Source organism: Agromyces sp. H17E-10 (assembly GCF_022919715.1).
Lineage (GTDB): Bacteria > Actinomycetota > Actinomycetes > Actinomycetales > Microbacteriaceae > Agromyces.
This window is the reverse complement of record NZ_CP095042.1, coordinates 3,928,720-3,948,724: the sequence shown is the minus strand read 5'-3', so window position 1 is coordinate 3,948,724 and position 20,005 is coordinate 3,928,720. Positions and strand designations below refer to the sequence as shown.

Annotated in this window: 19 protein-coding genes and 1 tRNA gene; 3 read left to right on the top strand and 17 right to left on the bottom strand. The window is 69.6% G+C overall.

All coding sequences use genetic code 11. The annotated features are described in order from the left end of the window. The first annotated feature begins 138 nt into the window (after positions 1-138). Positions 139-711: a TetR/AcrR family transcriptional regulator gene (locus MUN74_RS17865; protein ID WP_244853951.1), complete on the top strand. Its 573-nt coding sequence runs from the start codon at positions 139-141 to the stop codon at positions 709-711. Positions 712-1,172: 461 nt separating this feature from the next. Here the strand turns inward: MUN74_RS17865 and MUN74_RS17860 are convergent, their stop codons facing one another. The 12 genes from MUN74_RS17860 to rplU form a co-directional block, all read right to left on the bottom strand. Continuing rightward, positions 1,173-2,489, bottom strand: coding sequence for a tyrosine-type recombinase/integrase (locus MUN74_RS17860; RefSeq protein WP_244853950.1), 1,317 nt, complete (start codon positions 2,487-2,489; stop codon positions 1,173-1,175). Positions 2,490-2,549: 60 nt separating this feature from the next. Beyond that, entirely contained in the window at positions 2,550-2,777 is a 228-nt protein-coding gene (locus MUN74_RS17855; protein WP_244853949.1) for a helix-turn-helix transcriptional regulator, read from the bottom strand. 176 nt (positions 2,778-2,953) lie between these two features. Next, positions 2,954-3,029 (bottom strand) — tRNA-Ala (locus tag MUN74_RS17850). Positions 3,030-3,165: 136 nt separating this feature from the next. Further along, positions 3,166-3,528, bottom strand: coding sequence for a ribosome silencing factor (rsfS, locus tag MUN74_RS17845; RefSeq protein WP_244853948.1), 363 nt, complete (start codon positions 3,526-3,528; stop codon positions 3,166-3,168). 68 nt (positions 3,529-3,596) lie between these two features. After that, complete coding sequence (locus tag MUN74_RS17840) at positions 3,597-4,886, bottom strand: hypothetical protein (RefSeq protein ID WP_244853947.1); 1,290 nt, start codon at positions 4,884-4,886, stop codon at positions 3,597-3,599. Further along, positions 4,883-5,446: a nicotinate-nucleotide adenylyltransferase gene (gene nadD, locus MUN74_RS17835; RefSeq protein ID WP_231430974.1), complete on the bottom strand. Its 564-nt coding sequence runs from the start codon at positions 5,444-5,446 to the stop codon at positions 4,883-4,885. Before nadD ends, MUN74_RS17840 begins: the two co-directional genes overlap by 4 nt. A 52-nt stretch (positions 5,447-5,498) precedes the next feature. Further along, positions 5,499-5,723 (bottom strand): hypothetical protein, encoded by a 225-nt coding sequence (locus MUN74_RS17830; RefSeq protein ID WP_244853946.1) that lies wholly within the window; start codon positions 5,721-5,723, stop codon positions 5,499-5,501. Positions 5,724-5,791: 68 nt separating this feature from the next. After that, positions 5,792-7,060 (bottom strand): glutamate-5-semialdehyde dehydrogenase, encoded by a 1,269-nt coding sequence (locus MUN74_RS17825; RefSeq protein ID WP_244853945.1) that lies wholly within the window; start codon positions 7,058-7,060, stop codon positions 5,792-5,794. Between the two features lie 83 nt (positions 7,061-7,143). Further along, complete coding sequence (gene proB / locus MUN74_RS17820; protein ID WP_244853944.1) at positions 7,144-7,926, bottom strand: glutamate 5-kinase; 783 nt, start codon at positions 7,924-7,926, stop codon at positions 7,144-7,146. Beyond that, positions 7,923-9,482, bottom strand: coding sequence for a GTPase ObgE (gene obgE / locus MUN74_RS17815; protein WP_244853943.1), 1,560 nt, complete (start codon positions 9,480-9,482; stop codon positions 7,923-7,925). The genes proB and obgE overlap by 4 nt, the downstream gene beginning before the upstream one ends. Positions 9,483-9,563: 81 nt before the next feature. Continuing rightward, on the bottom strand, positions 9,564-9,821 hold the full coding sequence (rpmA, locus tag MUN74_RS17810) for a 50S ribosomal protein L27 (RefSeq protein WP_022888079.1): 258 nt from the start codon (positions 9,819-9,821) through the stop codon (positions 9,564-9,566). 27 nt (positions 9,822-9,848) lie between these two features. Next, positions 9,849-10,157, bottom strand: coding sequence for a 50S ribosomal protein L21 (rplU, locus tag MUN74_RS17805; RefSeq protein WP_231430969.1), 309 nt, complete (start codon positions 10,155-10,157; stop codon positions 9,849-9,851). A gap of 238 nt (positions 10,158-10,395) precedes the next feature. On the opposite strand from rplU, the gene MUN74_RS17800 reads away from it, so the two are divergent. Next, complete coding sequence (locus MUN74_RS17800) at positions 10,396-10,686, top strand: DUF4031 domain-containing protein (RefSeq protein WP_244853942.1); 291 nt, start codon at positions 10,396-10,398, stop codon at positions 10,684-10,686. Here the strand turns inward: MUN74_RS17800 and MUN74_RS17795 are convergent. Then, the gene (locus tag MUN74_RS17795; protein WP_244853941.1) at positions 10,678-13,215 is read right to left on the bottom strand and encodes an Rne/Rng family ribonuclease; all 2,538 of its coding nucleotides are present in this window, start codon (positions 13,213-13,215) and stop codon (positions 10,678-10,680) included. The two genes, MUN74_RS17800 and MUN74_RS17795, sit on opposite strands and share 9 nt — an antisense overlap. Positions 13,216-13,487: 272 nt before the next feature. On the opposite strand from MUN74_RS17795, the gene MUN74_RS17790 reads away from it, so the two are divergent. Beyond that, entirely contained in the window at positions 13,488-14,111 is a 624-nt protein-coding gene (locus MUN74_RS17790; protein WP_244853940.1) for a vitamin K epoxide reductase family protein, read from the top strand. Between the two features lie 145 nt (positions 14,112-14,256). Here the strand turns inward: MUN74_RS17790 and ndk are convergent, their stop codons facing one another. The 4 genes from ndk to ileS are packed head-to-tail and all read right to left on the bottom strand — an operon-like array spanning position 14,257 to position 19,833. After that, positions 14,257-14,679, bottom strand: a complete 423-nt coding sequence (gene ndk / locus MUN74_RS17785) for a nucleoside-diphosphate kinase (protein WP_244853939.1) — start codon at positions 14,677-14,679, stop codon at positions 14,257-14,259. Further along, entirely contained in the window at positions 14,676-15,173 is a 498-nt protein-coding gene (locus MUN74_RS17780; protein ID WP_244853938.1) for a DUF4233 domain-containing protein, read from the bottom strand. The genes ndk and MUN74_RS17780 overlap by 4 nt, the downstream gene beginning before the upstream one ends. Beyond that, a complete protein-coding gene (locus tag MUN74_RS17775; protein ID WP_244853937.1) occupies positions 15,170-16,534 on the bottom strand; it encodes a bifunctional folylpolyglutamate synthase/dihydrofolate synthase in 1,365 nt (454 codons plus the stop codon). The genes MUN74_RS17780 and MUN74_RS17775 overlap by 4 nt, the downstream gene beginning before the upstream one ends. Continuing rightward, positions 16,531-19,833 carry an isoleucine--tRNA ligase gene (ileS, locus tag MUN74_RS17770; RefSeq protein WP_244853936.1) on the bottom strand — a complete coding sequence of 1,101 codons (3,303 nt, stop codon included), beginning with the start codon at positions 19,831-19,833 and terminating at the stop codon, positions 16,531-16,533. The genes MUN74_RS17775 and ileS overlap by 4 nt, the downstream gene beginning before the upstream one ends. Positions 19,834-20,005 lie beyond the last annotated feature (172 nt).

The window sequence follows — 20,005 nt, the reverse complement described above, 5'->3', positions numbered from 1 at the left end:
TTGAGACGGTGCTCGGCAGGGTATGCCGATGCGGTGACGGTCACGTTACGGAGATCCCCGTAAATAGTCAAGTCGGACTAGACTAAACTGGCCGGACGTTACACTCGGGCAGAGCACCCCACGAGAGGAGAAGGGTCGATGGCACGCCCCTCCGTCGCCGCAGAACGGCGCGAGCAGATCCTCGACGCGACGATGGCGACGATTGCCGAGCACGGCATCCACGGCACGACGCTCGACCGCATCGCCACCGCGACCGGTATGTCGCGCGGCCATGTGCGCCATTTCGTCGGTAACCGTGACAAGCTGCTGCTCGACGCGGCGATCGCGCTCTTCGGCGACCAGATCGGCGAGGTGGGCTCGATACTGCCAGCGGGAACGACCGACCTCGAGTCGGCGCTCGACTACCTGTTCGGCCCCGTGTTCAGCGCCCCCGACCGCGAGAACGCGGTCGTGCTCGGCTTCGTGCAGCTGTCGCGCACCAGCCCCGAGATCGCCGAGGTGCTTACCACCGCCTACACGGCGACCCGGCTCCAACTCGCCGACCTCGTCGCCGCAAGCCATCCCGATTCATCGCCCGACGCCTGCATGACCGTGGCATACGGCGTGCTCACCTGCGCTCTCGGCTCCGTCTTCCTCGGTGACTTCGATGCCGACCCGACTCGGATGACGCGCTCACGCGCCGCAGCCGATGCACTCGTCGCAGCACTTTAACGCTGTGCGGAGCTGATTGACGAACAGCACGGCTCGCGGTATGCGACCGCCTGGCCCCGCGAAGCCCAGGCGGATCAAGCAGCTGGAGACATTCTGCGCGGTCGCCCTCAACGCCCCGGAAGATACCTACACCGTTCGCGGGCGTATTCCTCTGCCGAACGCAAGCAGATGGATTTCCTCCAATTTGGAACCGCCACACGGCGCGGACCAGAGCCCCGCGCCCGAAGCCCTACGGCGTGAATTCTGCGTGCGCACGCCCTGACATCGCATGGAGGAGCCTTCGTTTCCGTCCGCATGTCCAGTTCCGCTGAAGAACGGCCGGCTGCTTTCTTGCTCGAAACCAGTCGCAGCATGTCGTTCACGTCGGAATCGACTTCGAGGTGATCGACGCGCGCCTGTCTGAGGCCCTCATTTCGAGGACGTCAGACCCGAATGGACGGGCACGCCCCGTCGCCAGAATTTCATCGAACAGTTCTCGAGTACGTCGACGATGCCGAGATACGGTTGGATGCTTCTGCGGCTGGATGCACGGGCGCCAGTCGTTTTCCCGACGAGAACACTTGCTCATCATGTCCAACGACCGAGCTCGCGACTTCGAGGTCAACTGCCTCGCCTTGCGTGCGCATAGCGCGCTGGAAACTACCGAGCACCACTGACGTGTCGGGAGCCTGAACGGCACGCTTCGCGTAGTACTGCTCAGTGACGCGCGAACGTTTGTGGCCGGCAAACTGGGCGGCCCCCTCAATGCCGAGTGCGTCGGCAACAGCTGTCACCGCTGACTTTCGGAGAGCGTGCGGCACGAGCTCTTCTTCAAGCCCGGCCCATTCGCGGACTCGCCGGAGCGACCGGTGCACATCTTGCGTGCCGCTGGGTGCCCCAGTGCGGGTATGAAAGACGAACTCGTTGCCGCCCGATGCAATCTTGCGGCGACGGAGCATTGGCACGAGTTCGACTGGAATTGAGATCCGCCGCCAACCTGACTCAGACTTGAGGTAGTCCTCGTAGTGCTTCGTCTGGCCTTTGGAGTCCACGATCTTCCCGGCGATCGTGATGCTCGGCCGTTCGGCGTCGAGGTCAACGAATTGCCACTTGAGGCCGACCGCCTCGCTCACGCGAGCGCCGGTGGCGAGGATCAGATCCACGACATCGCCGAGCAGATCGGATGGCCGCGGCCCCATCCGATCTTCGCGATCCTGGTAGTCGCGTATCAACGCCCGGAAGCTCTCCAGCTCCATCGCGTCCGGCGCGTAGATGGGTTTCGGTCGGCGCTTCGCGCTTTTCACCTCGCGCGCCGGGTTGGCGATCATGAGGTCGTTCATGACGGCGTAGGAGCAAATCTGGCTGATCAGCGCTTTGCACGAGTCGGCCTGTCGCGGCGTCGCCCGATGGATCGTCTTGTAGACCCGCAGCACCGTGCTCGCCTTGATCTCGCGAAGGGCGAGCGATCCCATCAGTGGCGCGATCTTCTTCTCGATCAGGCGCTGGTTCTCGTGCCGCGTCGTGTCGCGCTGGTCCCCCGTGAACGCCACGTGCTCCATGTACTCGTGCGCGAGATCGATGAAAAGCGAGTCCGGCGTGAGTCCGTCCCCCGTGGTTTGAACCGCCTCGTACTCGTCGCCAACCTTTTCGACCAACGTACGACGCGCGCTCGCCCTCGAGATCGCGCGGGTGCGGAGTTTGCCGTAGCTCCCGTCGATGCGGCGGAAGATGACGGTGCCGCGAACTCGGCCGTCGGGCAGGTCGTGGTAGGTGATTTCCCCGTGTGAGCCGGGTTCCATTCTGCTGCGTGGCATCGTAATCGCCCTCTGTGTTCACAGAGTATGAAGCCATCGCCGTCCTCACCGTCGATCCGTCCGGGCCTGTAGCCAAGCCTGAACGTTCTCGCGGCTGTATCGCAGATGTTTGCCGAGCTTGGTGGCCTTCGGGCCGGTGCCTTCGAGACGCCAGTGGTAGATCGTCTCTTTGGACAGCTGCAGGTACTGCGCCAGTTCGTCGACGCTGAGGTAGTCCCCCAGCTCGTCGACGAACCGGGATGCTGGAACGGTGTGATCGGTTGATGTGCTCATACTCCTCAGGAGTGCGCATCACGCCGCATTGCTTACTCTCTCAGGACATCGCATGTGGATGCCTGTGGAAGCCTGTCATCGTTCTGAAAAGTGACCCAAAACAGCCCCAACGGCCCGTTTCCGGCCCATTTCTACGAAACAACCCCTGACAAATCTCGCGATTCATCAGGGGTTCTTGGTGGATCTGAGGGGACTCGAACCCCTGACCCCCTGCATGCCATGCAGGTGCGCTACCAGCTGCGCCACAGACCCGTATCGGGAATCACCCGACGTGGTCGGAGCTCTCGCTCCGCTGTCTCCCGCTCTCGCGGGGCAACATGTCGAGCTTACACCAGCGGATGCCACCTCGCGAAATCGACGAGGGCACCCCGGGCGATTCGCCCGCCGATCAGCCCTTGGCCGCGAGCAACGGCTCGAGCGGGACCGCCGGGCAGTCGGCCCAGAGCCGCTCGAGCCCGTAGTACATGCGCTCCTCGCGGTGGAAGACGTGCACGACGAGGTCGCCGAAGTCGAGCAGCACCCATCGTCCCGCATCGTGGCCTTCGCGGCGGCCGGCCCGACCGAGCGCCTCTTCGACGGCGTCGGCGATCGCGACGACGTTGCGCTCCGAGTTTCCGGTCGCGAGGAGGAACACGTCGGCGAACGGCAACGGTCCCGACACGTCGAGCGCCACCAGGTCTTCGGCACCCTTCGCATCGGCTGCGCGCACCGCGCGTGAGAGGGCGTCGAGGGCTTGTGCGGATGCGGTCATTCGCTCACTTTCGGAATGAGAATCGGAGTCGGAGATCGTGGCGGGCGTCGGCTGCGGAGATGTCGAGCTCAGAAGAGTCCCGACATGGCGCCGATCACGAGCGTGCCGACCACACCGAGCGCGAGCACACCGGCGGTGACCGCGAGCACGAGGGGCACGTTCATGCCCTCCTTCTTCGGCGGGGCCATCATCGTGCGGGCGGCGCCCTGGGTGCTGATCGCGCTCGTCGCGGCCACCGGCGCGACCCCGGTGCCGACTTCTTCGACGCTGTCGAACAGACGGTCGACGTCGGACGAGTCGATCTGGCTCGGGTGCACGCCCGTCGCACCGTAGCTTCGCGGCAGGTCGATCGATCCGGTCGCGAGCACCTCGCCCGACTGCGCGAGCGAGTCGCCGAACGCCCCGCTGTCGGGCAGCGACGGCAGGATCAGCGCGTTCGTCGTCGTCGGGACCCCGTGGCTCAGCGAGCCACGAGACAGCAGCTGGTCGAACGGCCCCGAGGGCTCGTCGTCGGGAACGTCGAGCTGGGTGGTCCAGTGAGCGGGTGCGCTCGGCGCCGGGGTGGGCACCTGGTCGATCGGGGTCGCGAGCGACGCCGGCATCGCCGCCTGCGAACCGGGCAGCACGAGCGGCGAGGCCGTCTGCGGCGGTGCGGGCGGCGCCGGGTGCGTCGACGAGAGCGGCAGCCCCGTCTGCGGGTGCACGACCTGCGGGTGCGCGGCCTGCGGAGACGGCACGGCCTGCGATGCGCCCGGAACGTCGTCGCTGTCGAGTTCGCCGTCGAACTCGTCGAGCGCCGATCCCTCGAGCATCGCCCGCAGTTCACGCCGGGTCAGCGTGCGTTCGGGTGTCTGCGGCGAGGCAGGGGCCGCCGAGGCCGTCGGCGCCGACTCGACCGGAAGAGCCGATGCCGCGGCGATCGGGTTCGCGGGCGCGGGGATCACCGGCACCGGAGCCGCCACGGGAGGAGCGGCCTGAATCGGGGTCACGGGCTGCGGAGCGAACGGATTCTGCTGCGGAACCTGCGACTGCGTCGGCGCCTGCGGGGTCGCGAGCACGGCGTCGAAGCCGCCGGCAGGACGGGGCGGCGCGTAGCTGGGGCTCGGCGCGACCTGCGCGGCCGCAGCCTGGACCGGCGCGGCGAACTGCGGGTTGACCGGCTGCGGGGCGGGCGTCGCAGGCTGCGGCGCGGGAACGGCGGGTGCCTGCGGCGGAACCGCGGGAGTCGCCGTCGGAGCGGACGGTGCCGTGAACGGCTGTGCGGCGTCGGGGGTCGACGAAGCGGCCTGCTGTTCGCGCAGGCGCTCGCGCTCACGCAGCTCACGGCGCGTGAGCGGCGGTTCGTTCGACGACGTCATTCGACACTCCGGTAGAGATGGTGCTTGGAGATGTACTGGACGACCCCATCGGGGACCAAGTACCACACCGGGAAACCCCGGCGCACCCTGCTCCGGCAGTCGGTCGACGAGATCGCCAGAGCCGGAACCTCAAGCAAGCTTACGTCCTGCTCCGGCAAACCCGAAACGCTCAGCACATGTCCCGGGCGACTCACAGCAACGAAGTGCGCGAGCTCCCAGAGCTCGTCGACGTCCTTCCACGAGAGGATCTGGGCGATCGCATCGGCACCGGTGATGAAGAACAGGTCGGCATCGGGGCGTTCGCGCCGGATGTCGCGCAGCGTGTCGATCGTGAAGGTCGCCTTCTGGCGATCGATGTCGACGCGGCTCACCGTGAAGCGCGGGTTCGAGGCCGTCGCGATGACGGTCATGAGGTACCGGTGCTCGGCCGGGGTCACGACCGTCTTGTAGCTCGGCTGACCGGTCGGCACGAAGATCACCTCGTCGAGGTCGTGCGACTGCGCGACCTCGCTCGCGGCCACGAGGTGGCCGTGATGGATCGGATCGAACGTGCCGCCCATGATCCCGACGCGGGATCGGCGGCCCGGCACCGTCACCGGGCGACCACTCGCCTCAGTGACCGTGCCCGTGCGCGTCGCCGGCGTGACGTGCGGCGTACGCCTCGGCCTTGGCGCGGTGGCGGTTCGCGACGTCGCGGTACGACGCGGTGACGATACCGAGGATCGCGAAGATGATGAGGGCGATGAGCCCGAACACCCAGGTCTCGACCCCCAGCTCGTGCGCATGCACCGACTCGGTGAGCACCGTTCCGGTCAACGCTGCGGTGGTGAGGCTCATTCGGCCGTTCCTTTCGATCCTGCGGGTAACGCTCTCGCCAGTCTATCGAGGTCGAGGGTGCGCTGCGTTCAGGCGCGCACGTGACCCGCTCCCCTGACGATCCACTTCGTGCTCGTGAGCTGCGGCAGGCCCATCGGCCCGCGTGCGTGGAGCTTCTGCGTGGAGATGCCGACCTCGGCGCCGAATCCGAACTCCGCTCCGTCGGTGAAGCGCGTCGACGCGTTCACCATGACCGCCGCCGCGTCCACCTCGTTGAGGAAGCGCTCGGCGTTGGCGAGGTCGTTCGTGACGATCGCCTCGGTGTGCTTCGTCGAGTAGCGGCGGATGTGCGCGAGCGCGTCGTCGAGCGAGTCGACGACGCCGACCGACAGGTCGAGGCTCATGTGCTCGGTGGCCCAGTCCTCGTCGGTCACCGGAACCGTGTCGGGCCGGATCGCGCGGACGCGTTCGTCGGCGTGCACGGTGACCCCGGATGCCTCGAGCCGGTCGATCACGGCGGGCAGCAGCCGTTCGGCGGCAGCACGATGCACGAGCAACGTCTCGAGCGCGTTGCAGACGCTCGGCCGCTGCACCTTTGCGTTGTGCACGAGCTCGACCGCCCACTCCTCGGGCGCGCTCTCGTCGAGGAACATGTGCACGACACCGGCACCCGTCTCGATCACCGGGACCCTGGCCTCGTCGACGACGGCCCGGATGAGGCCGGCGCTCCCCCGCGGGATGAGCACGTCGACGTACTCGCGTGCCTGCATGAGATGGCGGGCGCCCGTCCGACCGAAGTCGTCGACCGTCTGCACGGCGTCGCCGGGGAGACCCGCACGCTCGAGCGCGGAGCGCAGCACCTCGACGAGGACGGCGTTGGTCTGCTCGGCGGCGCTGCCGCCGCGGAGCACCACGGCGTTGCCGCTCTTCAGGGCGAGCACCGCGATGTCGATCGTCACGTTCGGGCGCGCCTCGTAGATCGCCCCCACGACGCCCAGCGGCACCCGCACCTGGTCGATGCGCACCCCGCTCGGCAGCGATCGCCCGCTCACCGTCTCGCCGATCGGATCGGTCAGCGCGATCACCTCGAGCACCGCGTCTGCGAGCGCCCCGACGCGGCGCACGTCGAGCGCGAGGCGGTCGAGCAGGCCCGTCGAGAGTCCGTTGTCGCGCCCGGCTTCGAGGTCGCGCGCGTTCGCCGCGACGATCTCGTCGGCGCGTTCGCGAAGGATCGCCGCAACCTCGGCGAGGGCCGCATCCTTCTCGGCCGTCGAGGCCCGTGCCAGCCGGTACGACGCCGCCTTCGCGGCGGCGAGACGGTCGTCGAGCACGTCGGGATCCAGGTCGGGTTCGTCCATGGTCCAAGCCTAGGCGAGCCCGCCCTTCGCCGGTCCCGTGTGACGTCGGGCGGCGGGGTCGAGCACTGCCCCGCCGTGCGGCGTCAGCCGGCCGGTTCGAACCAGGTGCCGAGCTCGACGCCCGCCAGAGCCTCGGCCACGAGCGGCGTCGCCGTGATCAGTACGGCGGCCCCCGCCTCGGCCGCGACCCGCGCGGCGGAGACCTTCGTCTCCGCGCCGCCCGTGCCGACGCCCGCGCGACCGACCGAGCCGATCTCGACGCCGGCGAGCTCGTCGCCGAACGCCACGCGCGCGATGCGTTCGGCCCCCGGCAGGTGCGGCGGCTTCGTGTAGAGGGCGTCGACGTCGGAGAGCAGCACGAGCAGGTCGGCACCGATCAGTTCGGCGACGAGCGCGGCCAGGCGGTCGTTGTCGCCGAACCGGATCTCGTGGGTCGCGACGGTGTCGTTCTCGTTCACGATCGGCAGGATGCGCAGCGCCAGGAGCCGGTCGATCGCGCGCTGGGCATTCACGCGCGGGGTGTCGTTCTCCAGGTCGCCGGCCGTGAGGAGCACCTGGCCGGCGACGATGTCGTAGCGGTCGAGCGCGTCCTGATAGCGCACCATGAGCAGGTTCTGCCCGACCGACGCGGCCGCCTGCTGGGTCGCCAGATCGGAGGGTCGGGCGTCGAGCCGCAGGTAGGGCATGCCCGTCGCGATCGCACCCGACGAGACGAGCACGACCTCGGTGCCCCGCCCGTAGGCGGTCGCGAGCGCGTCGACGAGCGGCGCGATCTGCCCGGTGTTCTCGCCGCTGATCGACGACGAGCCGACCTTCACGACGATCCGGCGGGCCGTCGGGATCTCGGAGCGCGAGCGGAGGCTCACCGCTCGTCCTCGCGCTCGGTCGCCTCGTCACCGCCGGCGGTCGCCGCGGGGTCGATCTCGTCGTCGACCCAGATGCCCGCCTCGCGCTCGCGCTCGAGCTCGGCGCGGGCCTCGGCCTTCGCGTCCATCCGCTCGTGGTACTCGCTCTTGCGCTCGGCGCGGGTCGCACGACGGTTCTCGTCGAGGCGCGCGTCGGTGCCGCGCGGTGCGGTGATGAGCTCGGCGGTCGACGTGAGCGTCGGCTCCCAGTCGAACACGACACCCTGGCCCTTGCCGATCACGACCGTCGAACCGGCCACGGCGCCCGCCCGCACGAGTTCGTCCTCGACACCGAGCTTCGCCAGCCGATCGGCCAGGAAGCCGACGGCTTCGTCGTTCGCGAAGTCGGTCTGCTGCACCCAGCGCTCGGGCTTCTTGCCGATGACGCGGTACAGCGTGCCGTAGCTTCCGCCCTCGGCGCGAACCGTGAAGGCGACCTCGTCGACGGCCTTCGGGCGCATGACGATGCGTTCGGGCGCGGGAGCGGCTGCGGCTTCGGCCCGGGCGCGGTCGACGAGCTCGCCGAGCGCGTAGCCGAGGGGGCGGAGACCCTCGTGGCTCACGGTTGAGATCTCGAACACGCGGTAGCCGCGCGACTCGAGCTCGGGCCGCACGAAGTCGGCGAGCTCCTTCGCCTCGGGCACGTCGACCTTGTTGAGTGCGATGAGCTGCGGGCGGTCGAGCAGCGGGATCTGACCCTCCGGCACCGGGTACGCCGCGAGCTCGGCGAGGATGACGTCGAGGTCGCTGATCGGGTCGCGTCCAGGTTCGAGCGTCGCGCAGTCGATGACGTGCAGGAGCGCCGAGCAGCGCTCGACGTGGCGCAGGAACTCGAGACCGAGCCCCTTGCCCTCGCTCGCGCCCTCGATGAGGCCGGGCACGTCGGCGACCGTGAACCGGTGGTCGCCCGCTTGCACGACGCCGAGGTTCGGGTGGAGGGTCGTGAACGGGTAGTCGGCGATCTTCGGGCGCGCCGCGGAGAGCGCGGCGATGAGGCTCGACTTGCCGGCGCTCGGGAACCCGACGAGTGCGACGTCGGCGATCGTCTTGAGCTCGAGCGTGATCTCGATCTCGTCGCCGTCGGTGCCGAGGAGGGCGAACCCGGGCGCCTTGCGCTTCGTGGTCGCGAGGGCGGCGTTGCCGAGGCCGCCGAGGCCGCCGGCCGCCGCGACGTAGCGGAGTCCGGGCTCGGCGAGGTCGGCGAGCTCGTTGCCCTCATCGTCCTTCACGACGGTGCCCACGGGCACCGGCAGCTCGAGGTCGTCGCCGGCCGCGCCCGCACGGTTGTCGCCCATGCCGGGCTGGCCGTTCGACGACGACCGGTGCGGACGGCCGTGGTACGCGAGCAGCGTGGTCACCTGCGGGTCGGCGACGAGCACGATGTCGCCGCCGTGGCCGCCGTTGCCGCCGTCGGGGCCTGCGAGCGGCTTGAACTTCTCCCGCCGCACCGAGACGCAGCCGTTGCCGCCGTGGCCGGCGCGCAGGTACAGCGTCACCTCGTCGACGAAGCTGACCATGCCGACCCCTCCTCCTGAAATCCGAGTGATGAAACACGTGAGGGCGAGCCGAAGCCCGCCCTCACGAAGACCGTCGGTCGACTACTCGCCGACCGCCACGATGTTGACGACCTTGCGGCCGCCCTTGTTGCCGAACTGCACCGCGCCGGCTTCGAGCGCGAACAGGGTGTCGTCGCCACCGCGACCGACGCCCGCACCCGGGTGGAAGTGGGTGCCGCGCTGGCGGACGAGGATCTCGCCCGCGCTGACGACCTGGCCGCCGAAGCGCTTCACGCCGAGGCGCTGCGCGTTCGAGTCACGACCGTTGCGAGTGGAGCTCGCTCCCTTTTTGTGTGCCATGTCTGATTCTCCTTGGACGCCGCGGGGTTACTTGATGCCGGTGACCTTGACGCGCGTGAGCTCCTGACGGTGGCCCTGGCGCTTCTTGTAGCCGGTCTTGTTCTTGAACTTCTGGATCACGATCTTCGGGCCGCGGAGGTCGCCCAGAACCTCGGCCGTGACCGTGACCTTCGCGAGCGACTTGGCGTCGGAGGTGATCTTGTCGCCGTCGACGAGGAGGACCGGGGTGAGCTGGACGTTGCCGTCCTTGTCAGCCTTGATGCGGTCCATCGTCACGATGGTGCCGACTTCGACCTTCTCCTGCCGACCGCCGGCGCGCACTACTGCGTAAACCACTACTCGTACCTATCTCTGGGGAGCCGGAGCTCCGTCTGTCTGAAGGGATTGTCACTGCGCGGTCGCCCCAGCGGGAAGAAGGGTGGTGACTGCCAGAAAACGATGTGCAGCCTCGACTGCAAGATGGCGCCCACTGGGATAAGCAGCGGCACCAACGGTCGAGTTTACCGGATCAGTCTGAGAGGGTCAAACGCGCGGCGACGGCGCGTCGTGCGCCATCGCGGCGTAGCATCCCCTCATGACCGTCCTCATCGACACGCCCCTGTGGCCGAAGCACGGCACGGTCTGGGCGCACCTCGTGAGCGACGAGTCGATCGAGGAACTGCAGGCGTTCGCCCGCCGCGCCGATCTGCCGCCCAGGGCGTTCGACCTCGACCACTACGACGTCCCGATCGAACGGTACGACGACCTGGTCGCGGCCGGCGCCGAACCGGTGAGCCCGCGTGAGCTCGTCCGTCGCCTGCGGCGAAGCGGCCTGCGGGTCACGCCGCGCGAACGGCGCGACCGCGCAGGCAGCACGTCATTCTGACCGGTCGGATGCCTCGTCGCCGGCGTCGCCGTCGGCACGGGTGATCACGGGGATCGAGCCACCGGCGCTGAGCGCGGCCGTCGAGACCCGGCGGCTGCGGGTGCGGCCCTCACCGGCCTTCTTCGGCGCCGGCAGCGCGTCGAGCACCGAGTCGAGGAGCACCTCGGCCTCGGCGGTCGGCACGGGACGCTTGCGGTCGGAGGCCGGCTCGGGCAGGTCGATGATCGGGAGCGCCGCCTCGACGGGCTCGGCCGACGGCGCGGGCGCTGCATCGGCGGTCGCGGCGGTCGCGCCCTCCGGGCGGCCCGCCTCCTGCGACACGCGGCGGTGCCGGCCACGACGGCGGCCACCGGTGGGGGCGTCGGTCGCTGCGGATGCGGCGGCCTCGGTCTCGGCCAGTGCCGCCGCCGCCTCGAGGCCGGACTCGTCGCCCTTGGCGTCGGTGTGGGGAATCGTCGACGCGGCGATCTGGGCGAGCGCGTGCTTCGCGTCGTCGGTGATCGCGTGCGTTCCGGCGTGCGGGGCGGCCGGGGTCGCCGGCTGCTGCTGCGGCTGGGACTGGCCGCCGCCGCGGTTGCGACGGCGCTCGGGCTGCTGCGGGGCGCGGTGCTTCAGGATCGGCTCGTGGTGCACGATGATGCCGCGGCCCGCGCACACCTCGCAGGGCTCCGAGAAGGACTCGAGGAGGCCGAGGCCGAGCTTCTTGCGCGTCATCTGCACGAGGCCGAGCGAGGTCACCTCGGCGACCTGGTGCTTCGTGCGGTCGCGCGACAGGCACTCGACGAGGCGGCGCAGCACGAGGTCGCGGTTCGACTCGAGCACCATGTCGATGAAGTCGACCACGATGATGCCGCCGATGTCGCGCAGCCGCAGCTGACGCACGATCTCTTCAGCAGCCTCGAGGTTGTTCTTCGTGACCGTCTCTTCGAGGTTGCCGCCCGAACCGACGAACTTGCCGGTGTTGACGTCGACGACGGTCATCGCCTCGGTGCGGTCGATGATGAGCGAGCCGCCCGACGGCAGCCAGACCTTGCGGTCGAGCGCCTTCTCGATCTGCTCCGTGATGCGGAACTCGTCGAACGAGTCGCGGTCGCCGGCGTACGCCTCGACGCGCTCGAGCAGGTCGGGCGCGACGGCGCGCAGGTAGCGCTCGATCGTCTGGCGCGCGTCGTCGCCCTCGATGATGAGCTTCTGGAAGTCCTCGTTGAAGACGTCGCGCACGATCTTGATCAGCAGGTCGGGCTCGGAGTGCAGGAGCGCGGGCGCCTGCACCTTCTCGAGCGTCTGCTGGATGTCGGCCCACTGCGCGATGAGGCGGTTGACGTCGAGCGTCAGCTGCTCCTCGGTCGCACCCTCGGCCGCGGTGCGCACGATCACGCCCTGGTTCTCGGGCAGCACCTCCTTGAGGATCTTCTTGAGGCGCGCGCGCTCGGTGTCGGGCAGCTTGCGGCTGATGCCGTTCATCGAGCCGTTCGGCACGTACACGAGGTAGCGGCCGGGCAGCGAGACCTGGCTCGTGAGGCGGGCGCCCTTGTGCCCGACCGGGTCCTTCGTGACCTGGACGAGCACGCGATCGCCGGGCTTCAGGGCGAGCTCGATGCGACGGGGCTGGTTCTTCTCGCCGTTCTCGGCGGCGGCCTCCCAGTCGACCTCGCCCGAGTAGAGCACGGCGTTGCGGCCGCGGCCGATGTCGACGAACGCCGCCTCCATGCTGGGCAGCACGTTCTGCACGCGGCCGAGATACACATTCCCGATGAGGGATGCATCCTGGTTGCGCGCGACGTAGTGCTCGACGAGCACGCCGTCTTCCAGCACGCCGATCTGGATGCGGCCGCCCTTCTCGCGGACGACCATCGAGCGGTCGACCGACTCGCGGCGTGCGAGGAACTCGGCCTCGGTGATGACCGCACGACGGCGGCCCGCGTCGCGGCCGTCGCGGCGGCGCTGCTTCTTGGCCTCGAGGCGGGTGGAGCCCTTGACCTTCTGCGGCTCGGTGATGAGCTCGGGCTCGCGGGGCTTGCGCACCTTGACCACGTTGTTGGCCGGCTCATCGCCGGTCGGACGGCTCTCTTCACCCGAACGGCGACGGGTGCGGCGTCGGACGGTCGAGCCCTCGTCGGTTCGCGGTTCGTCGCGCTCGGCGACCTCGAACACGGGCGGTGCGTGGAAGATGAGCGACGTCGTGGTGAGCGTCGCGGGGATCGGCGAGACCGCCGGCGCGGTCTCGTCGGCAGCGGGCGCCTCGTCGCCGGATGCCTCGTCGGCAGGCGCCTCGGCCGTCGACTCCCCCGCGGTCGACGACCCGGCGTCTGCCGCGGCATCCGCGTCGCGTGCCGGCGTCACGGCTTCGGCCGGCTCGCTCGGCGCCGCGGGCGACTCGGGGGTCACGCCCTCGGTGGCTGCCGACTCGAGCGCGGGCTCGCTCGAGGCCCGACGCGACCGTCGGGCGCCGAACAGGCCGCCGCGCCGCTTGGGGGCGCTGCCGCGCGAATCGGGTTCGTTGCTGTTCTTCTCGTTGCCTTCCACCATCTCTGGTGCACTCCTACACCGGATGCCGCGGCCGCGCCGTGGATCCGTACTCCTCTGGAGCGGCACCGCGTTTCGCGCAGTGCCGCCGAACCATCAATTCTGCGATCGGCGGTTGCCGTGATCGCCACGTCTTGCGGGTTTCTCCCGCCCACTCGGATGCGTCGCATCCTCAAAGCCTTCGTTGGCGCCGTGCCGGGCGCGGCCCGGACGACTCCCTCGATTATCGCATGCTCTGGCAGCGCCTTGGGGAATCGGCGTGCCATAATCCGAGCATGCCCGACACCGCCGAGCGCTCCAAGCCGCTCGCCCTCGCGATCTTCCTCATCATCGCCGGAGCCCTCGGGCTGCTCGCCGCCTTCGAGTTGTCGGTCGAGAAGGTGCTCACGCTGCAGGATCCGAGCCACGTGCCGAACTGCAACGTGGGCGTGCTCGTCGGGTGCAGCACGAACCTGGCCTCGTGGCAGGGCGCGGTCTTCGGGTTCCCGAACCCGTTCGTCGGGCTCATGGCCTGGCCCGTCGTCATCACGATCGCCGTGGCGATCCTCGCGGGCGCGACCTTCGCGCGCTGGTTCTGGATCGGCTTCAACGTCGGCGTGGCGGGCGCACTGGTGTTCGTCGGCTGGCTCATCGCCCAGAGCATCTACGTGCTCGACGTGCTGTGCCCGTGGTGCATGCTCACGTGGGCCGTCACCATTCCGACGTTCTGGGCGCTGACGCTGTACAACCTGCGCGAGGGGCATATTCCGGCCTCGGCACGCGTCCGCCGGCTCGCCGGCGCGTGGTTCAAGTGGGTGCCCCTCATCACCGTCATCAGCTACGCGATCGTCATCCTGCTCGCGCAGGCGCAGATGGACGCGATCCCGCGCGTCATGATCGACCTGCAGAACCTCTTCTGAGCCGCCCGTTCACGGGTGTGCCGGCCCGCAGCGACGCAGCACCCCGGTGGTCGAGTAGCGCCGGCGGGCAGCGACGACGCGTATCGAGATCCGCAGGAGGGTCTCGATACGCTCCTTCGTCGCTACTCGACCACCGGTGGCCGCGTCAGGCGAACCAGAGAGCGAGCTCGCGCTCGGCCGACTCGGGCGAGTCGGAGCCGTGCACGAGGTTCTGCTGCACCTTCAGGCCCCAGTCGCGACCGAAGTCGCCGCGGATCGTGCCCGGCGCGGCGGTCGTCGGGTCGGTCGTGCCGGCGAGCACCCGGAATCCCTCGATCACGCGGTTGCCGGCCACGCGGATCGCGACGACGGGGCCCGACTCCATGAACTCGACGAGCGGCTCGTAGAAGGGCTTGCCCTCGTGCTCGGCGTAGTGCTTCGCGAGCAGCCCACGGTCGGCCTGCACGAGGCGGATGTCGACGAGCGAGTAGCCCTTGGCCTCGATGCGGCGAAGGATCTCACCGGTCAGGTTGCGGGCGACCCCGTCGGGCTTCACGAGGACGAGGGTCTCTTCGATCGCAGTGGTCATTGCTGGTCCTTTCCCGGCGCGGCGAATGCCGCGCGCTCTCGGTCGATCCGGCTCCCGGCCACCATGCAGTACCACCACATGCCGCCGAAGAGCGCCCCGACGACGAACATCGCCGGGTTGATGAAGCCCGAGACGACGATGAGCACCTGCAGCACCCAGCCGAGCGTGTAGGCCCAGCGGTAGCGCAGCAGTCCGATCGTCGCGATCAGGCCGAGGATGATGACGCCGCCGGCGGCGAGCGCCGCCCACGACGGAAGCGCCGACTCGACGCCCAGGGCGGCGTCGCCCTGCGCGAGCCCCCAGATGACGAGCGCCGCGAGGAACACCACGATCGTCTCGAAGGCGAGCACGATCGCGGCGAGGCTCTGCCGGATCGACCGCGGCGCCCGAGCGGGCGCGGTGGCGGCATCGGATGCCGGATCGCCGGGAGTATCGATGCCGTGCGCTTCGTCGGTGCCGTTCACGTCATCGGGACGCTGTACGTCGTCGCTCATGCGCTCCCCCATTCGTGATCGTCCGCGTACGCCATCGCCTCGCCGACGAGCACGATCGAACCGGTGACGAGCACCGCTCGCTTCGGCCCGGCGCCGGCCCAGTCGCGCGCCTGCTCGAGCGCGTCGTCGAGGCGCTCGGCCACGGTCACGCGGTCTCCGGCACGGGCGGCCACGATCGGCGCGAGCACGTCGGCGGAGAGCGCACGCTCCGAGTCGGGCGCGGTCACGAGGAACGGCCCGGTGATCGCGGAGAGTTCGCCGACGATGCCCTCGGCGTCCTTGTCGTCGACGACGCCGAACACGACGGCGATCTCGTCGAAGTCGAAGACCGCGTCGAGCGCGGCCACGAGCGAACGCGCGCCGTGCGGGTTGTGCGCCGCATCGACGAGCACCGTCGGCTCGGTGCCGATGACCTGCAGGCGGCCGGGCGACGTGGCTTCGCCGAGGCCGCGCTCGACGACCTCGTCGGCCAGCCGGACGGTTCCGCCGCCGATGAAGGCCTCGACCGCGGCGACGGCGACGGCCGCGTTCTCGGCCTGGTGGGCACCGAACATGGGCAGCAGCACGTCTCGGTACTCCCCCGCGAGCCCGCGGATCGTGACGAGCTGCCCGCCGACCGCGACGGCCGTGGACGTGACGGCGAAGGCGTCGTCCTCGACGGCGAGCGTCGACTCGGTGAGCTCGGCCGCGTCCTCGAGCACGCGCAGCGCCTCGTCGGACTGCCGGGCGGTCACGACGGCCGCGGCGGGCTTGATGATGCCCGACTTCGTTCGCGCGATCGCCTCGATCGTGGAACCGAGGCGAGCCTGGTGGTCGAGCGCGATGGGCGTGAACACGGCGACCTGGCCGTCGGCCACGTTCGTCGAGTCCCACTCGCCGCCCATGCCGACCTCGAGCACGACGACGTCGACCGGGGCATCCGCGAAGCACGCGAACGCGAGCACGGTCAGCGCCTCGAAGTAGGTGAGCGGCTGTTCGCCCGCCTGCTCGAGCTCGGCGTCGACGATCGCGATGAACGGGAGGATCTCCTCCCAGTTGCGGGCGACCGCCTCATCGGAGATCGACTCACCGTCGATCCGGATGCGCTCGGTGAACCGCACGAGGTGCGGGCTCGTGAGCAGGCCGGTGCGCAGGCCCGAGGCGCGCAGCAGGCTCTCGATCATGCGACTCGTCGACGTCTTGCCGTTCGTGCCCGTGATGTGGATCACGGGTGCCGACCGGTGCGGGTCGCCGAGCAGTTCGACGGTCCGGCGGGTCGGTTCGAGACGGGGTCGCGGCGCGCCCTCGCCGACACGCGCGATGAGCGACGCGTACACGGCGTCGGCCGCGTCGCGGGCTTCGGGTTCGAAGTCGTCGTTCACGCCTTCTCCAATCCGATGTGCACCTTGGTACCGCCGGCGAGCGCCTGCGTCGCGTCGGCATCGCCGCCGTCGAGGTCGCGGAGTTCGAGCGTGGTTGCCAGGGTCTCACCGACGATCAGTTCGCGATGCACCGTGGCCGCCGCACGACCGGCGGAGTCGAGGGTGAGGGTCAGCGCGATGCGGTCGCCCACTTCGAGCCCGGCCGACTTGCGCGCCTCCTGCACTGCGCGCACGACGTCGCGCGCGAGCCCCTCGGCCTCGAGCTCGGGGGTCGTCGCCGTGTCGAGGATCACGAACCCGCCGTCGCCGAGCAGTCCGAGCGCTCGCTCGCCGTCGCCCGAGCCCGCCTCGAGCACGAGGTCGTACTCCGCCGGCTCGAGCGCGACGCCGCCCGCGACCACCGTCTCACCGTCGAGCGACCAGTCGCCCGAACGCGCGGCCTGGATCACCTGCTGCACCTGCTTGCCGAGGCGGGGACCTGCCGCGCGGGCATTGACGGTGAGGCGCTTCGTGACCCCGTAGGCCTCCGCGCTGTGCTCGTCGAGCTGCACGAGCTCGACGCCCTTGACGTTGAGCTCGTCGCGCAGGATCGCCTCGAACGGCGTGAGCGCCGCGGCATCCCCGCTGACGACGGTGAGCGTCGCGAGCGGAAGCCGCACGCGACGACCCGCCTGCTTGCGCAGCGAGAGCGCCGTCGAGCTGATCTCGCGCACCGCGTCCATCGCCGCGACGAGCGCGGGGTCGGCCGGGAACTCGCTCGCCTCGGGCCAGTCGGTCAGGTGCACGCTGCGCCCGCCGGTGAGGCCGCGCCACACCTGCTCGCTCACGAGCGGGAGCAGCGGCGCCGCGAGGCGCGTCAGCGTCTCGAGCACCGTGTACAGCGTGTCGAACGCCTCACGGCCGGAGCCGTCGGCGCCCACGCCCTGCCAGAAGCGGTCGCGCGAGCGGCGCACGTACCAGTTGGTGAGCACGTCGCCGAAGTCGCGCAGCTTCTGCGCGGCGAGCGGCGAATCGAAGTCGTCGAGATCGGCGGTGACGTCCTCGACGAGGTCGCGCAGCTTCGCGAGCAGGTAGCGGTCGAGCACGTCGGTCGAGGCCGTCGACCGGGATGCCTCGTACCCGCCCTCCTTCGCGGTGTTGGCGTACAGCGAGAAGAAGTACCAGGTGCTCCAGAGCGGCAGCATGAGCTGGCGCACGCCCTCGCGGATCCCCTCCTCGGTGACGACGAGGTTGCCGCCGCGCAGCACCGAGCTCGACATCAGGAACCAGCGCATCGCGTCGGAGCCGTCGCGGTCGAACACCTCGGAGACGTCGGGGTAGTTGCGCAGCGACTTCGACATCTTCTGCCCGTCGCTGCCGAGCACGATGCCGTGGCTCACGACGTTCGAGAAGGCACGGCGGTCGAAGAGCGCGGTCGAGAGCACGTGCATGACGTAGAACCAGCCGCGCGTCTGCCCGATGTACTCGACGATGAAGTCGGCGGGGTTGTGCGTGTCGAACCACTCGCGGTTCTCGAACGGGTAGTGCACCTGGGCGAACGGCATCGAGCCCGAGTCGAACCACACGTCGAAGATGTCGGTGATGCGGCGCATCGTCGACCGTCCGGTGGGGTCGTCGGGGTTCGGCCGGGTGAGCTCGTCGATGTACGGACGGTGCAGGTCGGGCTTGCCGTCGGGGCCGAGCGGCATGCGGCCGAAGTCGCGCTCGAGCTCCTCCAGCGATCCGTACACGTCGATGCGCGGGTACTCGGGGTCGTCGCTCTTCCACACCGGGATCGGCGACCCCCAGTAGCGGTTGCGGCTGATCGACCAGTCGCGGGCGCCGGCGACCCACTTGCCGAACTGGCCGTCCTTCACATTCTCGGGCACCCAGTTGATGTCCTGGTTGAGCTCGCCCATGCGGCCCTTGAACTCGGGCACCTTGATGAACCAGCTCGAGACGGCCTTGTAGATGAGCGGGTTGCGGCAGCGCCAGCAGTGCGGGTACGAGTGCTCGTAGCTCGCCTGTCGGAGGAGCCGACCCTCGGCCTTCAGCAGCTGGGTGAGCGGCTTGTTCGCATCGCTCCAGAGGAGGCCGGCGACGTCGGTCACGGCGGGCAGGAACTTGCCGCCCTCATCGAGGGAGATGATGACGGGGATGCCGGCGGCTTCGCCGATCTTCTGGTCCTCCTCGCCGTAGGCGGGAGCCTGGTGCACGATCCCGGTGCCGTCCTCGGTCGTGACGTAGTCGGCCACGAGGATGCGCCAGGCGTTCTGCAACCCGTACGTCTCGACGTCGGCGTAGTAGTCGAAGAGACGGTCGTAGGTGACCCCCTCGAGCTCGGCGCCGCGCACGGTGCGCGACACGGCCGCGCGCGCCTCGTCGGCCGACTCGTAGCCGAGCTCCTTCGCGTAGCCGCCGACGAGGTCGACCGCGAGCAGGTATTCGGCTCCGAGCACCTCGGGCGCCTCGCCGCCGTCGGCCAGTTCGCGGAGGACCGTCGCGTCGGGCGTGCCCGCAGGGCCGGCGGGCACCACCGCGTACTCGATGTCGGGGCCGACCGCGAGGGCGAAGTTCGTGGGCAGCGTCCACGGCGTCGTCGTCCAGGCGAGCGCCCGCACCGCGGTGAGGCCGAGCGACTCGGCCTTCGGACCCGTGAGCGGGAACGTCACCGTGACGGTCTGGTCCTGTCGCATCTTGTAGACGTCGTCGTCCATGCGCAGCTCGTGGTTCGACAGCGGGGTCTGGTCGCGCCAGCAGTACGGCAGCACGCGGTGGCCCTCGTAGGCCAGGCCCTTGTCGTAGAGGGTCTTGAACGCCCAGATCACGCTCTCCATGAACGTGACGTCGAGCGTCTTGTAGTCGTTCTCGAAGTCGACCCAGCGGGCCTGGCGGGTGACGTAGTCCTCCCACTCCTTCGTGTACCGCAGCACCGATTCGCGGGCGGCGCGGTTGAACGCGGCGATGCCCATCTCCTCGATCTCGCTCTTGTCGGTGATGCCGAGCTGGCGCTCGGCCTCGAGCTCGGCGGGCAGGCCGTGCGTGTCCCAGCCGAAGCGACGGTGCACCTGGTGCCCGCGCATCGTCTGGAACCGCGGGAACAGGTCCTTCGCGTAGCCGGTCAGGAGGTGGCCGTAGTGCGGCAGGCCGTTGGCGAACGGCGGGCCGTCGTAGAAGACCCACTCGGGAGCGCCCTCGCGCTGGTCGATCGAGGCCTGGAAGGTGCCGTCGGCCTTCCAGAACGCGAGCACCTCGCGTTCGACGGCGGGGAAGTCTGGTGAGGGGGCGACACCGTGGTCGTCTGGGGTGCGGGGGTACACGCTCGCTCCTTGTGGGACGGATGCTCTCACGAGGACGCCGGCCGCTCGATCGAGCCGCCACCGCGGTACCACCTCGTTTGCGAATCGGTCCGTCGACTGGCTCGGAACCGCTTCACCCCTCATTGCCGGCTGTGACGGGCCGCCCGTTCGGTTCTACTTGCGGGCCGGGCCC

Coding starts and splice junctions, on each gene's coding strand:
- MUN74_RS17865 (WP_244853951.1), top strand. CDS start 139: ATGGCACGCCCCTCCGTCGCCGCAGAACGGCGCGAGCAGATCCTCGAC.
- MUN74_RS17860 (WP_244853950.1), bottom strand. CDS start 2,489: ATGGAACCCGGCTCACACGGGGAAATCACCTACCACGACCTGCCCGAC.
- MUN74_RS17855 (WP_244853949.1), bottom strand. CDS start 2,777: ATGAGCACATCAACCGATCACACCGTTCCAGCATCCCGGTTCGTCGAC.
- rsfS (WP_244853948.1), bottom strand. CDS start 3,528: ATGACCGCATCCGCACAAGCCCTCGACGCCCTCTCACGCGCGGTGCGC.
- MUN74_RS17840 (WP_244853947.1), bottom strand. CDS start 4,886: ATGACGTCGTCGAACGAACCGCCGCTCACGCGCCGTGAGCTGCGTGAG.
- nadD (WP_231430974.1), bottom strand. CDS start 5,446: ATGGGCGGCACGTTCGATCCGATCCATCACGGCCACCTCGTGGCCGCG.
- MUN74_RS17830 (WP_244853946.1), bottom strand. CDS start 5,723: ATGAGCCTCACCACCGCAGCGTTGACCGGAACGGTGCTCACCGAGTCG.
- MUN74_RS17825 (WP_244853945.1), bottom strand. CDS start 7,060: ATGGACGAACCCGACCTGGATCCCGACGTGCTCGACGACCGTCTCGCC.
- obgE (WP_244853943.1), bottom strand. CDS start 9,482: ATGGTCAGCTTCGTCGACGAGGTGACGCTGTACCTGCGCGCCGGCCAC.
- rpmA (WP_022888079.1), bottom strand. CDS start 9,821: ATGGCACACAAAAAGGGAGCGAGCTCCACTCGCAACGGTCGTGACTCG.
- MUN74_RS17800 (WP_244853942.1), top strand. CDS start 10,396: ATGACCGTCCTCATCGACACGCCCCTGTGGCCGAAGCACGGCACGGTC.
- MUN74_RS17795 (WP_244853941.1), bottom strand. CDS start 13,215: ATGGTGGAAGGCAACGAGAAGAACAGCAACGAACCCGATTCGCGCGGC.
- MUN74_RS17790 (WP_244853940.1), top strand. CDS start 13,488: ATGCCCGACACCGCCGAGCGCTCCAAGCCGCTCGCCCTCGCGATCTTC.
- ndk (WP_244853939.1), bottom strand. CDS start 14,679: ATGACCACTGCGATCGAAGAGACCCTCGTCCTCGTGAAGCCCGACGGG.
- MUN74_RS17780 (WP_244853938.1), bottom strand. CDS start 15,173: ATGAGCGACGACGTACAGCGTCCCGATGACGTGAACGGCACCGACGAA.